Origin of the sequence: Roseiconus nitratireducens (assembly GCF_008629675.1) — a bacterium.
GTDB lineage: Bacteria > Planctomycetota > Planctomycetia > Pirellulales > Pirellulaceae > Stieleria > Stieleria nitratireducens.
On record NZ_VWOX01000023.1, the window covers coordinates 1 to 14,420 of the forward strand.

The 14,420-nt window shown below is 57.2% G+C and carries 10 protein-coding genes; 7 read left to right on the forward strand and 3 right to left on the reverse strand.

Translation table 11 applies throughout. The features are described 5' to 3' along the window. Nucleotides 1-144 precede the first annotated feature (144 nt). Nucleotides 145-1,389 carry an ankyrin repeat domain-containing protein gene (locus FYK55_RS25585; RefSeq protein WP_150079482.1) on the forward strand — a complete coding sequence of 415 codons (1,245 nt, stop codon included), beginning with the start codon at nucleotides 145-147 and terminating at the stop codon, nucleotides 1,387-1,389. Nucleotides 1,390-1,626: 237 nt separating this feature from the next. On the opposite strand, the gene FYK55_RS29280 is transcribed toward FYK55_RS25585, so the two are convergent. Beyond that, nucleotides 1,627-2,037: a nuclear transport factor 2 family protein gene (locus FYK55_RS29280; protein ID WP_161604749.1), complete on the reverse strand. Its 411-nt coding sequence runs from the start codon at nucleotides 2,035-2,037 to the stop codon at nucleotides 1,627-1,629. A 328-nt stretch (nucleotides 2,038-2,365) separates the two neighbouring features. Between FYK55_RS29280 and FYK55_RS25595 the strand changes: the two genes are divergently transcribed. After that, nucleotides 2,366-3,103 carry an NAD(P)-dependent oxidoreductase gene (locus tag FYK55_RS25595; RefSeq protein ID WP_150079484.1) on the forward strand — a complete coding sequence of 246 codons (738 nt, stop codon included), beginning with the start codon at nucleotides 2,366-2,368 and terminating at the stop codon, nucleotides 3,101-3,103. Between the two features lie 112 nt (nucleotides 3,104-3,215). On the opposite strand, the gene FYK55_RS25600 is transcribed toward FYK55_RS25595, so the two are convergent. Next, complete coding sequence (locus FYK55_RS25600) at nucleotides 3,216-4,247, reverse strand: hypothetical protein (protein ID WP_150079485.1); 1,032 nt, start codon at nucleotides 4,245-4,247, stop codon at nucleotides 3,216-3,218. A 942-nt stretch (nucleotides 4,248-5,189) separates the two neighbouring features. Here FYK55_RS25600 and FYK55_RS25605 point away from each other — a divergent pair. Genes FYK55_RS25605 through FYK55_RS25615 form a run of 3 tightly spaced genes read left to right on the forward strand, consistent with a single transcriptional unit; the run spans nucleotide 5,190 to nucleotide 11,670 of the window. Further along, the gene (locus FYK55_RS25605; RefSeq protein ID WP_150079486.1) at nucleotides 5,190-6,383 is read left to right on the forward strand and encodes an efflux RND transporter periplasmic adaptor subunit; all 1,194 of its coding nucleotides are present in this window, start codon (nucleotides 5,190-5,192) and stop codon (nucleotides 6,381-6,383) included. 12 nt (nucleotides 6,384-6,395) lie between these two features. Next, complete coding sequence (locus tag FYK55_RS25610) at nucleotides 6,396-9,833, forward strand: efflux RND transporter permease subunit (RefSeq protein WP_150079487.1); 3,438 nt, start codon at nucleotides 6,396-6,398, stop codon at nucleotides 9,831-9,833. Then, on the forward strand, nucleotides 9,808-11,670 hold the full coding sequence (locus FYK55_RS25615; protein ID WP_235908978.1) for a TolC family protein: 1,863 nt from the start codon (nucleotides 9,808-9,810) through the stop codon (nucleotides 11,668-11,670). The genes FYK55_RS25610 and FYK55_RS25615 overlap by 26 nt, the downstream gene beginning before the upstream one ends. A 336-nt stretch (nucleotides 11,671-12,006) precedes the next feature. Here FYK55_RS25615 and FYK55_RS25620 read toward each other — a convergent pair whose 3' ends face one another. After that, nucleotides 12,007-12,642 (reverse strand): hypothetical protein, encoded by a 636-nt coding sequence (locus FYK55_RS25620; protein ID WP_150079488.1) that lies wholly within the window; start codon nucleotides 12,640-12,642, stop codon nucleotides 12,007-12,009. A 267-nt stretch (nucleotides 12,643-12,909) separates the two neighbouring features. Here FYK55_RS25620 and FYK55_RS25625 point away from each other — a divergent pair, with 267 nt between their 5' ends. Beyond that, nucleotides 12,910-13,539 carry a YceI family protein gene (locus tag FYK55_RS25625; RefSeq protein WP_150079489.1) on the forward strand — a complete coding sequence of 210 codons (630 nt, stop codon included), beginning with the start codon at nucleotides 12,910-12,912 and terminating at the stop codon, nucleotides 13,537-13,539. Nucleotides 13,540-13,545: 6 nt separating this feature from the next. Further along, nucleotides 13,546-14,403 carry a hypothetical protein gene (locus tag FYK55_RS25630; RefSeq protein WP_150079490.1) on the forward strand — a complete coding sequence of 286 codons (858 nt, stop codon included), beginning with the start codon at nucleotides 13,546-13,548 and terminating at the stop codon, nucleotides 14,401-14,403. Nucleotides 14,404-14,420: the final 17 nt, after the last annotated feature.

Here is a 14,420-nt window from a genome sequence, read left to right on the forward strand (position 1 = left end):
TGCCAGAACTTGTCAAATAATTGGTGCCTGGCACCAATCTAAAAAAACTGCCGGATTCGTTTGAGCTAGCTGATGACCGAATTCGCAGGAGGTTTTTGAGAAGCTTTGGCTCAACCATCCACCGGCTCTTGAGGAAACAATACGATGACTCGCAAAAACCCGCTTTTCCAAATATTCGCCTGCCTCGCGTTTCTGACGCTGTTTACGTCAGCCGGCATGCTCCGCGGCGGGACCCCCAAATCCGTCTCTTCGGCAGACCAGGTATCCCATCCGGACGAAAATGGTGAGGTTGAAGTTGAGGCTACCGCTCGGCTGTATCGAGCGTTGTGTGAATTGAATGAGAACTGGGCCGATCGTGACCCGAACTTCGACATTGTTGTTGACGCTGGGTCCATCGACGACGAGGTGTCGTTGATTCAAACTCACCTGATGCTGGTCATCAGCGAACTGCAAACGGCAGACATTCACCATCTCAGCGAATCGCAATTGACGAACCGTTTGGCCCACATCCATAGCTTGCGGGCCTATGCGGCGAATGGCAACTTCCCACGTAACGTTTTCACAGCCGGACGCTGCCCGGTCTTCATCGATCCGTGGGGAACTCACTGCGCCGTCGGTCATCTGATCGCCACTTCCGGACACGCAGGCTTGGCAAACGCTATCAACTCAGAACATCAGCTGGACCTCCTTAATGACATCAAAACTCTCGGACTGGCGGAATGGCAACGTGACTCCGGCTTGAGTCTCGACGAATTAGCGCTGATTCAACCCACTTATGTCAGCACCACATTGAAATACCCGAAAGAGATTGAATCTCTGATCCTGGGCGATTCTCAACCGGTGATCACCGCAATTGAAAACGGAAACCTGAGTGTCGACGCCCGATGTGGTGGAAAAACTCTGCTGCATTTTGCCGCCGCAACAGGCGACCTTTCCCTCGTCAAACTGCTGGTTCAAAAAGGCGCTGATCTGCAAGCGGTTTCCGAACTCGGTTGCGGAAAATCTGAACTTGCCAAAGGCGGAAGCCAGACGGTCGTGGACGTGCGATGGAATCAATCGACTTCCGTCAGCAATCGGGGTGGTTTGAGCATCGGTCGTCGCGGCCCAGTGTTTCAGACGCCGCGAGGTCAGGTTGTTGCAGGCGTTCTAAACGACCTGCATGGCGGACTCGCCGGAATGAATGCACTCGACTACGCGACACGGACGCTTCAATCTTCTCGATACGGGTATGCAAGGCGGACAATAGCGATGCCTGGCGTCGGAGCCATCCGTTTCAAGTCCCAGGAAATCGACCCCAACGACCCGATCGAGGCACTCAAGTCAGACCGCGCCGCGGTCGCAGCGTGGCTCAAGGACCGAGGACTGAACAAAAAAGCAGACCTAGGCTGAAGCAACCTGGGGAAGTTGGAAAATTGGTGCCAGCCACCAGTTGATTGCGTCGCGAGCACGCAAGTTGGGAAAGTTGGTGCCAGCCACCAATTTGGTTGACCAGTTGATTGCGTCGCGAGTACGCAAGTTGGTGCCACCCACCAATTAATCTGGAGTAAGCGAAAGTTGGTGCCAGCCACCAACCCGTACCTGAAAGCCACACTCTGGCGAGCGTCGCCATTCGTTTTTAGATAACGCCTAAGGCTCGGTCGTCACGACTTTCAACACCTCCGCGGTGTCCAGGAATTGGACAAACTCCGTGACCAATCCGTCGTCATCGAGCGTGATCTGGTCAAAGATCTCCGTCGTGATCTGTTGGCCGTTGGGAACGAACGTCGCCTTCAGTCGATAGCGGATGGCTGCTTCGTTGCCATCGATCACGGCCTTCCATTCGAGAATCTCCTGCCAGTCCCAGACCTCAAACAACTGCGTCATCACGTCACGCAGCAGGGCGGGTGCCGCGGCGGTGCGAGGAAGCAATGTTTCGTTAGCCGTCGAAATGCGAAAAACGGCGTCTTCGCGAAAACACTCCAGCGCCGCGTCCACGTCTCCCTCGCACCGGACGTCATAAATTCTTTTCAAACGATTCTCAAAACTTGCTCTGTCCATCGCAGACTCTGTCACGGTGAATGAGATAGGCCGGACCTGATTGCCACCGGCCGCCATTGTACCCGATTCAAAACTGTCCCCGATGTGCAACTGGTGGATCTCCCTCCGACCGGAAGCGACTGCAGGAAGCCCCAGACGAACCGACGACGCACCCGACAGGCACGATCCCGATCTCCACGCGGACGCCCCCACAAGACTTGGTACCACGTTCCATCGCCTGATTCTCGTGCAGCGGTACTTGCGTCGCTGCCAGTGCACCGATCGAATCCTCGACTTCCAAATCGACTGATTTAGCAGCCAAACCACAAGCATTGAAATCCGAGACGCGATGAACGACAGAACAACGGTGCTGGTCCTGGGGGCAACCGGCGCGACGGGGATGCTGCTGGTACGACAGCTGCTCGACCGAGGACTCGCTGTCAAGGCGCTGGTGCGTTCGCGAGACAAGCTGCCGGAGGCCCTCCAGCAGCAGGACCGGCTGACAATGATTCAGGACAGCGTCTTGGATCTCAGCGAAAAAGCCTTTGCGGACCTGGTCGACGGTTGCGACGCCGTCGCTTCCTGCCTGGGACACAACCTGAGTCTGAAGGGGATCTTTGGACATCCGCGCCGGTTGGTGACGGACGCAATCCGGCGAACCTGCCAAGCGGTTGGCGAACATCACTCCGGCAAGCCGATCAAATTGCTGCTGATGAACACCGCGGGCAACAGCAATCGTGACCTCCAAGAACCGGTCTCGATAGCGCAAAGCTGCGTGATCGGACTGCTGCGACGATTGGTCCCACCGCATCGAGACAACGAAGAAGCCGCCGATTTTCTTCGGACAAATGTCGGTCAAAACGACACCGCCATCGAGTGGGTAGTCATTCGTCCAGACAGCCTGGTCGATGAAGACTCGGTGAATCCCTACCAACTTCATTCTTCACCGACTCGCAGCGCAATCTTCAATCCAGGCAAAACCAGCCGCGTCAATGTCGCCCACTTCATGACCGAATTGATCACTGACGACGAACTGTGGAACGCTTGGAGGGGCCGAATGCCGGTGATCTACAACACGCCATCGTGAGCACCGGTTCGGGACCGAAGTTCGCAGAGGCCGCGACACTTTGTACTTCCCTCAATCGTCATGCACGCAGATCGACATCGCCGCTTCGCTGGTCCGCAGGACCACTTCGAGGTCAATTTCCGTCGCTGACGCCCCATTGAAATCCGAAGTCTTCGATCTGGTCACACAACGAATTCGTCGAAACGGATTGCCCGGCGGGTAAAATCGAATCCAAGACTTCCAGCGCGTATTGATATCCGCTCGCATCTCCGCCGCTATGGAACACGAATCGGTCGACTCCCGCTGCGCAGGCGGAAATCAACTGCAGCAGGGGCATCAGTCGCCGGTTTCCGCCGTAGGCCCCGCAGCCCCAGTAACCGGTGTGAATGACTGTCTTGACCGTGGGTGAAACGGACCGAGTGGACTCAAGGACGGCGGCCCGGAACCCGGTCAACGTCGCAGCCAGGATCGATCGGATCTGCTGCAACGTGTACTGGCCGTGGCCGCAAACGGGGGCCTCCATTGCCAACACGTTACTGATCGTTGGCGGGTCCAGGACGCTAACCGCCCGACGAATCGTATCGGGACTCGCCCGCGCAAAGGCATTTCCGTACAAGCCGTAAGGCCGACCCGCCGACGCATTAGGTTCAGTGGCCACCGCGCAGCGACGGTGGACACCCATGATGCACACGGGGGTGGCTGCTCCGTCTTTCACCGTCATCGGCGTTCCGCCGGCATCGATCACGGCGTGACGCAACGAAGCCAACGCAGGATGTTCGGCGACCTGCATTTCATCTTGGGCGAACAGGGGACCACCGTAGGCAATGAATAGGTGATGGTGAGCGAAGTTCAGGTGCCATTCCACTTGATCAGGCGGCGAGGCAGGATACGAAGAGAACGCATCGTCCAGTTCCAATGCCGGACGCTCCGCGACGCGAGTCATCGTTTCAGGCAAGTCCTGTTCTCGCCAACGTGAAAAACTCACGGTGCCGCTGTGTTCGGAACCCGCGGAACAGGCCATGTCGAAAACAATTCGTTTGTTCGCGTCGTGGACTTCCGGCGGAAAATGAGACACTAACCATTGCGCATCAAACTCGTAGCGTTCCAACGCCTCCATGGTGCCCTCACATTGAATCGTGGATAGCGATCGATCGGCTGATCTCATCTGCGGCAAGCGACGCGTGGATCCGCGCCGGGTCGGTCACCAGCCTAAGCCATTGCAAACCGTACCGTTGCAACGATCAAGGGGAAATCACTTGCGCCGCAACACTTGACTCAATGGCACCCCGGCAAACTCGCTCCATCAATGGCGAGTGCCGGCAACGGTTCCATCTCATCGGCTATCTGCGGGCGCGACGCATCACGCTTCAGCCGCTCGATCTCGGCCAGCGACCGCAGCAAAGTGACCAAATTTTGCAATTATCGTCTTCGACGTTTGCCGAAAACACCAATGAAACGGATTGTTGGGTGGAGCTCGCGAAAGCAGCGGAGCCAACGCGAGCGGTGACACCGGCAGAAGTGAAGACAGGTCGAGTTTTCGGATTGAACAAACTTGGAGGAGGATGAGGGAAGCGAGCGATTGGTCCCTGATTTGCGTCTTGCTAATCAGCGACAGAGTTCAAGTGCTGGCAACACCATTGAGACGCTGAAAACGGGGGCAAACATGCCTTTAAAGCCCGTCGCGTCCCGAACGGGGGTTTGCCGAACCAAAGGACTCTGAAGCTGGCATGCAATGAATTGCCGACGTCGCCATCAAGCGTTTCGCCGCAATGAGACGCGAATCGGAGACCCGATTCACGGACAACGGTTACGCCGCCACGCAATTTCTTGCAGCCACCGCCATGACGCGTTTCGCGTCGGTCTTAAGCGAATCGAAAAACGGATTCGCCGACGGCCGAAACGCAGGCACGCAGATTATTGCAGCCGACCCCATGGCGAGCGTGGCTGCGGCCGCAATCGGAACAAAAATCCGGCCCGGATTTTCACCGTGCGGACGACACGACAGCAGCCCGCGTCTGGAGTGAAAGAAGCTTCCTGAACCGATCCACGATTTCTGCCGAACCGCCGGGGCCTGGCCCCGGAAGGCAACCATCCAACGACAACCACTATGAAAGTCTCACCAATCCCAGCGATCCTGATGGCATCCGTTTGCCTGATCCTGCCCGCCTGTACCAAGTTGGAGGCGCATCTGAACGATGTGACTCATAGCGAAGAGCATCTCGAAGCATCACAGCACGGTGGAGAGCACGCAGAAGGAGGACACGGCGAGCACGGCGGGGAGCACAGCGGCGAGCATCACCAGCACAAGATCATTGTCACCAGCCCCCAGTCGAAGGACGTCACCAGCACGCAGCAGTATGTCTGCCAGATTCACTCGTGCCGACATATCGAAGTCTGCGCGTTGGAGACCGGGTATCTCGAAGCGATTCCGGTTCAGGAGGGGCAACTGGTCAACGAAGGCGACTTGATGTTCAAGATCTATCCGCCGCTTTACAAGGCCAAGCTGGAGTCGGAGGAAGCGGAAGCCCAACTCGCGCAGATTGAATACAACAACACGGAAAAGCTGTTCAAGCAGAACGTGGTTTCGCAGCAGGAAGTGGCGCTCGCGCAGGCGAAATTATCCAAGGCGAAGGCGAAAGTGAACTTGGCGTTAGCCGAGTTGAACTTCACGAATGTCACGGCGCCGTTCACGGGCATCATCGACCGCCTGCATCATCAACAGGGAAGCCTGATTGAAGAGGGTGACATTCTGACGACGCTGTCGGACAACAGCGTGATGTGGGTGTACTTCAATGTCCCCGAGGCTCGGTATCTGGAATACAAGGCCGGTCTGGCGAAGGACGAAGACAAACTGCAGATCGACCTGAAGCTTGCCAACCACACGATCTTCCCCCACTCGGGCAAGATCAGTGCGATCGAAGCTGATTTCAACAACGAGACCGGCAACATCGCCTTTCGGGCGGACTTTCCCAATCCCGACGGTTTGCTCCGTCACGGCCAGACCGGAAGCGTGCTGATCAGCCGCGTCTTGAAGGATGCCATCGTCATCCCTCAGCGAGCGACCTACGAGATTCTTGCCAAGCGTTACGTGTATGTCGTCGGCGATGACAACGTGGTGCACCAACGTGAAATCAACATCGAAACAGAACTGCCCGACATCTTTGTGATCAAAGACGGCATCGAGGAAGGAGAGAAAATCGTCCTGGAGGGCATCCGTCAGGTGCGAGACGGCGACCAAGTGGAGTATGAGTTTCAAGCTCCCGAAGAGGTCCTTAGCAACTTGAAATACAAGGCTGAATAAGGAACCTCGTCAATGTTTGCAAGATTTCTGCATCGGCCCGCGTTAGCGATCGTCATCTCGCTGCTGATCCTGTTCATGGGTGGGCTGGCGATCAACACGCTGCCGATTTCGCAATTCCCCTCGGTCGCACCACCGAGCGTTCGGGTTTCGGTTTCGTACCCGGGTGCCAGCGCCAAGATCCTGATCGATTCCACGATGGTGATCTTGGAACAAGCGATCAATGGCGTTCCCGGCATGCGTTACATGATGGGCGACGCCACGAGTGCCGGTGAGGGAACGATTCAGGTCGTTTTCGAGCCCGGCACGGATCCCAACGTCGCGGTCATGAACGTCAACAACCGCGTCAACATGGTCAAGAACCAGCTCCCACCGATTGTGGAGCGGGAAGGGATCATCGTCATGCAGAACATGACGAGTATGTTGATGTACGTGAACGTCTTCAGCACCGACCCCAATGTCGACCAGAACTTTCTTTACAACTATGCCACCGTCAACGTCCTGAACGAGATCAAGCGGATCCCGGGCGTCGGTCGCGCGACAATTCTGGGGAACCGGTCGTACGCCATGCGGGTCGAATTGGACCTGGACCGCATGCGTGCTTACAAGGTCGACGCCGAAGACGTGATGAAGGCACTTGACGAACAGAGCATGATCGGATCGCCCGGTCGGCTCGGCCAGGCAACCGGGCAAACGTCACAGACCCTGGAGTACGTGCTGACTTGGGTGGGGCGTTACAAGACGCCCGAGCAATACAACAAAATCATCTTGAAGTCCAATCCGGAAGGGGAAATCCTGCGACTGGAAGACGTCGCCAAAGTCTCCCTGGGTTCGTCTTTTTACGACCTCTACTCGGACATCGACGGGTTGCCTTCGGCCGCGATTGTGCTGAAACAAACCCCCGGCTCCAACGCCGCCGAGGTGATTGAAAAGGTCAAAGAAAAGGTTCAGGAGATCAAGGAGCAATCCTTTCCTCCCGGGATGGACTACGCCGTCACGTATGACGTCTCGCACTTCCTGGATGCGTCGATTGAGAAGGTGCTGCACACGCTGTTCGAAGCGTTCATCCTGGTGTCCCTGGTGGTCTATCTGTTCTTGGGCGATTTTCGCAGCACGTTGATTCCGACGCTGGCTGTTCCCGTGTCGTTGATCGGCACGTTCTTTTTCATGCTGATGTTCGGGATGTCGATCAACCTGATCACGCTGTTCGCGTTGGTGTTGGCGATCGGCGTGGTGGTGGACGATGCCATCGTGGTGGTCGAAGCGGTGCACGAGAAAATGCACTCGAAACATCTCGGCCCCTATCAAGCGACGGTCGAGGTCGTACACGAAATCAGCGGGGCGATCATTGCCATCACTTTGGTGATGACCGCGGTGTTCATCCCGGTGACATTCATGACCGGACCGGTCGGGGTTTTCTACCGCCAGTTTGGGCTGACGATGGCGATGTCCATCATTCTTTCCGGGGTGGTGGCGTTGTCACTGACGCCGGTCTTGTGCGCCATGATCTTGAAGCCGCTTTCCGACCACGGGCAACAGCGTGGCGTGGTCGGATTGGTCAACCGCGGGCTGAACAAGGCCGGCGGTCGTGCCGCACCGGTATTGCGAGGCATCCTGTGCGTGTCGCTGGGGCTGGCGGTTGGTGCCGGGGTTTATTTCCTGCTGCACAACGAATTTGTGCACGAACTGATTTCCGAACAGATGACGCTGACGGAAAGGCGCACGTGGATCATCGTCGGCGTCGTCTCGGCGTTGGCGATCCTGTCGTTTCGGGCAACGTTTTCCGGAAGCGATGGCAGCGAGAAGAAGCGCGGACCGCTGGGCATCTTCTTGCACCTGTTTGATCGCGGCGTGGAGAAGGTGACCGGTGGCTACGCCGCGATCCTCAGTCGAATCATCACACGCCGGGTGATGACGGTGGTCATCATCGCGGCATTCGGATACGGAATTCTGGTCGTCAACAAGGTCCTGCCCTCAGGTTTCATTCCGCTGGAGGACCAAGGCATGATCTACGGGATCGTGCAAACGCCTCCCGGATCGACGTTGGAGTACACCAATTCCAAGTGCCACGAGCTCCAGGCGATCTGCAAACAGATGGACGAAATCACCTCGGTTTCCTCCATCGCGGGCTACGAGGTTTTGACCGAGGGCCGGGGATCCAACGCGGGAACCTGCATCATCAACCTGACGCCGTGGTCGGAAAGGAAACTGACTTCAAAAGAAATCATTGAGGAGTTGGAGAAACGCGGCGCCGATATCGCCAACGTCAAACTGGAGTTCTTTGAACCGCCTGCGGTGCCCGGGTTTGGTGCGGCCGGCGGGTTCTCCGTGAATCTGCTGGACAAGACCAACAGTGGCGACTACCAGGCGCTCGGAGAAGAGACCGACAAGTTCATGGAGGCGTTGGGCAAACGCAAAGAACTCAAAGGCCTGTTCACCTTCTTTGCCGCCAACTATCCGCAATATGAGATCGTGATCGACAACGACGTGGCCATGCAAAAAGGAGTCTCGATCCGCGACGCAATGGACAACCTGTCCATCGTCATCGGGAGTACCTGGGAGCAAGGTTTCGTCCGTTTCGGTCAGTTCTACAAAGTGTACGTCCAGGCGGCACCGGAGTTTCGCCGGTATCCGGAAGACTTGGACAACATGTTTGTCAAGAACGATGCCGGGGAAATGGTTCCCTACTCCGCGTTCATGCAAATCAAGAAGAAGCAAGGGCTGAACGAAATCAGTCGATACAACCTGTATCCGACCGCACCCATTCAAGGGGCACCGGCCGCGGGATACAGCAGCGGTGAGGCGATCGCGGCGATCAAAGAGGTCGCTGCGGAGACGCTGCCGTATGGATTTGACATCGACTGGCGGGGTTTGGCTTATGACGAAGCAAAGGCGGGGAACACGGCGATCTACATTTTCTTGATCGTCGTGGTCTTCGTGTACCTGGTGTTGGTGGGACAGTACGAAAGCTTTCTGTTGCCTCTGGCGGTGATCGTCTCACTGCCGGTCGGCTTGTTTGGATCGTTTCTGTTCCTGAAGGCCATGGGTCTGGCGAACGACGTTTATTGCCAGATCGGTTTGGTCATGCTGGTCGGTTTGCTGGGTAAGAACGCGATTTTGATCATCGAGTTCGCCGTCCAGCGCCGCCACGAAGGTTTGAGCATCAAGGATGCCGGGATCGAGGGAGGAAGACTTCGATTCAGGCCCATTCTGATGACTTCGTTTGCCTTCATCGCCGGTCTGATTCCGTTGGTACGTGCGACCGGTCCCGGGGCGATCGGCAATCGTACGATCGGGACGACCGCCGTCGGCGGGATGCTGATGGGAACTCTGGTCGGGGTTTTGGTGATCCCCGGACTCTATTACTTGTTCGGCAAGATCGCCGATGGACGTAGCTTAATCAAGGATGAACATGATGATCCGCTCAGTGAGCTCTTCGAACGCGAGACGTAAAAACCTCGCACTATCGACAGCGATCGCGACCAGCTTCATGCTGGTCTTGCCGGCATGCGGCATCCCCCAGCTCCAACGGGCGAAGCGGGGACCATCGCTTCCGGAAACTTACAACGGGCCGGCGCAGTACTTTGATGAACCGCCGAACATGCCCGAGACGTACAGTGCGCCCCAAACCTACGGTGCGCCCCAAACGTCCGGTGACGATCAGGCGGCCCATCCGTCTCCTTCCGGCCAGGCGACCACGCTGGCCAGCTACGATGGATCCAAAAAGTCGGACGGCGGCGAAGATGCCGCCAGCTTTGCAAACTTCATCGAAGCGGCTGGTTCGGAGGAATTCGATCAAGCCGAAGCCGAAGGCCTGGAAGAATCCGTCAGCCTGGACGAGTTTGATGAAACCAACGGATTGGAAATCATCAATGGGGCAACCGATCTGGAGGACATCGATGGCAATGAATCGGATGACATCGACGGCGCCACCAGCTTGGCGACCGTCGACCCGGCTTACGAAATGGAAAACTTTGACGGGAGTTTCCAATGGCAGAATTCGGGCAACATCCAGTGGTGCGAGTTCTTCGACGACCCGCTGCTGATCGGTTTGATCAACCAGGCTCTGGTCGGCAACCAAGAGCTGCGAATCCTAGCCCAGGAAATCCGGATCGCCAACAACGAAATCCTGGCGCGCAAAGGGGAGTACTTTCCGTTCGTCACCGCCGGAGCGGGCGCCGGGCTGGAGAAGTCCAGCGAATTCACTCGCGAAGGTGCCGTCGAGGAGCAGTTGGACGTGGCGCCCGGTCGATCGTTTCCGGATCCGTTGCCCGACTTCCTGGTGGCTGCCAACGTCACCTGGGAATTGGACATCTGGCGAAAACTGCGAAATGCCAGGGATGCCGCGGCCTTGCGTTACCTGGGAACCCGAGAGGGCCGGAACTACGTCGTGACACGCCTGATCGCGGAAGTCGCCGAAAACTACTACGAGCTGTTGGCCTTGGACAACCAGCTCGCGACGCTGGACAAAACGATCGAGATTCAGCAGCAAAGCCTGAAGATTGCCGAGGCGAAGAAAGAAGCCGGCCGCGGAACCGAACTGGCCGTGCAGCGTTTCCAGGCGGAAGTTCGCAAGAACCAAAGTGAGAAGCTGATCATTCAGCAGGAGATCGTCGAAGCCGAAAACCGGATCAACTTCATTCTCGGTCGCTACCCGCAACCTGTCGCACGCGCGTCGCAGGATTTCATCAACCTGAATCTGCGGGCGCTGTACGCCGGCGTCCCCTCGCAGCTACTTCGAAATCGCGCCGACATTCGGCAAGCAGAACGTGAACTGGCCGCCGCGGGACTGGACGTCAAAGTTGCGCGCGCCCGATTCTATCCCTCGCTGGCACTCAACGCCGGAGTCGGATACAGAGCCTTCAACACGCGTTATCTGTTCAACAGCCCCGAGTCCCTGATCTACAACGTTGCCGGAGACCTGGTCGCGCCGTTGATCAACAAGAAGGCGATCCGGGCCGACTACCTGACGGCCAACGCAATGCAGTTGCAGGCGGTCTACAATTACCAGCAAACCGTGTTGAATGCTTTCACCGAGGTCATCAACCGCATGGCGAAGGTCGAGAATTACGGACAAAGCATCGAAATCAAGAAGCAGCAATTGCAATCGCTGGAGTCCTCAGTCGACAACGCGACCAAGCTGTTCCAAAACGCCCGCGCCGAGTACATGGAGGTGCTGCTGGCACAACGCGACCTGCAAGAAGCCAAAATGGTCTTGATCGATACGAAGCAGCAGCAGCTCGGCGCGGTCGTCACCGCCTACCAGGCCCTCGGTGGTGGCTGCAATTAAGTCCGTTGCGGAGCGGTGTGTTCACTCTTCTTCCGGAAGAGCCGGCCGTCGAAGCGGCCGGAGAAGATTTTCGACAGCCCTTTCTCGCGCTCACGGCTCGCCCCTCCCAGTGCTACACCTGGGAGGGTGAAGCAGAAAACGCATGGGATTGATCGCCAGATGGACCACCACCTCACTCAGCGAGTCGCGCGTGATATCACTAACGTCTTGGCGTCAGTCATCATCCCGCGACTTCTGCGAATCGGCGAAAGCACGCTGATAAAAGGTCCAGTTCTGGTCCCCCAGCCCTTCCTCGAGCGGATTGGGTGAATGGGGGACGTTGGAAATGCGGACAATTCAGTTCGCTTCCCAGACCTTCAAATCGTCGATCGACAGCGAATCGCCCCGCGTCACGAACCGATAGTTGGGCTTGTCGGTATCAAGCTTCGGATTCGATGCTTCAACCTTCGCACCGTTATCGGTTTGCACGGCGACGCGATCTCCCACCATCTCGACCTGCATCGTGTACCAGGTGTCCTGGGCAAAATTGGCTTCGTCACTGTCCAAAACCAACACCTTGGATTTCGGATCCTTTTTGTCCTTGTCCAAATGAATGGCCAACTTTGACGGCGACACCACGACGCGAAACAGGTGACCTCGGCGGTGATTCAGACTGAAATGGAACCCATTGGTCATGCCGTCCAGTTTGAACGAGAACCGCACCACGGAATTCCGGTTGGGCTTTTGCAGCATCAGGACCGCCGCATGGTGATCGCTGGCAACCTCTTTCCCGGTCAGGACACCGTTAGAGGACTTCCAATCGCCCTTCGCGACTCGAATCAATTCGGAAAGCGGACTGTCAAACGATTCGCTGATCGAAGCTGTTCCGGTCGTTGCGATGCTCGGTTGGATCGCCGCATCCTTGTCGGCAAAAGCGACGAGGGACGCGCAGGCCGTGACGGCCAGCGAAAGGGAAACTCGTAAAAACATCATTTTTGCGCACCTTGTTTGCTTACCCTGCAAAGGAGTGTCCACCGTGAAGTGCAGATTGTAGCCCCAGACGTCGATCGCCATTCGATTGAATTGGCGAGGGATTTCGGAAAGCGTGGGCGGTGAAAATCATCCGCCACCGGATCGGGCGCAAGGAAATCCGCTAGAATCCCGTCCCCGTCAGACCTTCTCCGGTTCCCCACCGTCTGACGACTTTCAGCTAACATTTCCAGACGAAAACCTGGCCGCCTGCCATTACCCCAAGGACCTATGATGAGAATTCCAGTGCTGTTGGTCGCATCCCTGTTTGCCGGCCTGTTCGGATGGACGGAGAATTCCACGTTGACGCTAAGTGCCGAAGAGGTCGCGACTGGGGTGACGCCGGTCAGCGTCCAAGGCAACAGCGTGAAGCTGACGCCCAAGAACACCAGCATTCAATTCGTCGGGACCCACGAAGGTGACAAACCGGATCCGAGAAAAGGTGGCTTTGGGGAGTTCACCGGAACCGCCGAAGTCGATTCCGACGGAACTTTGCAATCGGTTGCTTTTGAAATCGACACCACTTCGCTGTGGACCGAGTTTCCAAAACTGACCGCCCATTTGAAAAGCCCCGACTTTTTCGATGTGCGAACCTATCCCAAGGCATCGTTCAAATCGACGTCCGTTGCGTCTGGTAGCGACGGAAAGGCTGTCGTGACCGGTGAGTTCACCTTGCTGAAGGTCAAAAAGGAAATCAAGATCCCCGTCACCACGAGCATCTCGCCCGAAGGTCTAACGCTCACAAGCGATTTCAAGTTGGACCGGACGCAGTTCGGGATGAGCTACGGACAGGGAAAGGTCAGCGATGATGTGGCGCTATCGGTGATCATCGGCAAGCCCACCGAAGTGCCCGGTAGTTGATCTCCGATGCCACTTACCGCACAAGACATCCTGTGGGGCTGCGTCGCACCGACGGTGCTGGCGCTGTTGCTGATGTGGGTTTTCTCGAAGCTTCGCGAACCGACATCGGGTCGCGTCGCTTCGTCGTGGTCCCTGATCAGCGGATTCTTGTGCGGCTATTTCGTCCTGGCACTTGGCCCCTGGATCGCTGAGTCGCATTGGCAGTGGGTTCCGCACCTGTGCCTTGCGGCAGCGATCGTCGGTCCGGTGGGGCGTGCGGCGGACGTGTCGGCCGGTGAGCGGTTCCTGTTGTACCTGGTTGTGTCCACCCTCTCCGCCTGGTTTCTGGTTCCGACGTGGGACGACCTGTCACCTTCTCGGGGAACTTATCTGGTCGGTTATTCGCTGTACGTCGCATTGCTCGCGCTGACGTTGGAAGCCTTGGCAAACAAGTTCGACGGGCGAATCTTTTCAGCAGTCCTGGCGTTCAGCTTGATGTCGGCGGCCATCGTGTTGATCCTTTCGGGCAATCTGAGGTTCGGCCAAATGACGCTTGCCGGTGCATCGTCCGCGTTTGGCGTGTTCTTGTATGCGACCGTGACCCGTCGTTCGACTCCGCTGCCAGGATGGGGATTGGCTTTTGCCACGTGCGCGGCGGGCACCCTGTTGGTCGGGTATGTGAATTCGATCAGTGAGATTTCGCCGGCCATCTACCTCGTGGTTCCGATCGCCCCGCTGGGGTTGGCCGCAAGCCTTGCGGGACCGCTTTCCGCGGGCACAGGACTGCGGGGGGTTGCTGGCCGCATCCTGTTGCCAACGGTGATCTTGATCGCGGCTTGCGTGCTGGCGTTTCTCAGCGAGCAAAGTTCCTACGAAGGCTATTGAGCGCGGTCGGCCTCAAG

Excerpts from the sequence above, each read along its gene's own strand:
- FYK55_RS25585 (WP_150079482.1), top strand. The coding sequence starts at position 145 with ATGACTCGCAAAAACCCGCTTTTCCAAATATTCGCCTGCCTCGCGTTT.
- FYK55_RS29280 (WP_161604749.1), bottom strand. The coding sequence starts at position 2,037 with ATGGACAGAGCAAGTTTTGAGAATCGTTTGAAAAGAATTTATGACGTC.
- FYK55_RS25595 (WP_150079484.1), top strand. The coding sequence starts at position 2,366 with ATGAACGACAGAACAACGGTGCTGGTCCTGGGGGCAACCGGCGCGACG.
- FYK55_RS25600 (WP_150079485.1), bottom strand. The coding sequence starts at position 4,247 with ATGAGATCAGCCGATCGATCGCTATCCACGATTCAATGTGAGGGCACC.
- FYK55_RS25605 (WP_150079486.1), top strand. The coding sequence starts at position 5,190 with ATGAAAGTCTCACCAATCCCAGCGATCCTGATGGCATCCGTTTGCCTG.
- FYK55_RS25610 (WP_150079487.1), top strand. The coding sequence starts at position 6,396 with ATGTTTGCAAGATTTCTGCATCGGCCCGCGTTAGCGATCGTCATCTCG.
- FYK55_RS25620 (WP_150079488.1), bottom strand. The coding sequence starts at position 12,642 with ATGATGTTTTTACGAGTTTCCCTTTCGCTGGCCGTCACGGCCTGCGCG.
- FYK55_RS25625 (WP_150079489.1), top strand. The coding sequence starts at position 12,910 with ATGATGAGAATTCCAGTGCTGTTGGTCGCATCCCTGTTTGCCGGCCTG.
- FYK55_RS25630 (WP_150079490.1), top strand. The coding sequence starts at position 13,546 with ATGCCACTTACCGCACAAGACATCCTGTGGGGCTGCGTCGCACCGACG.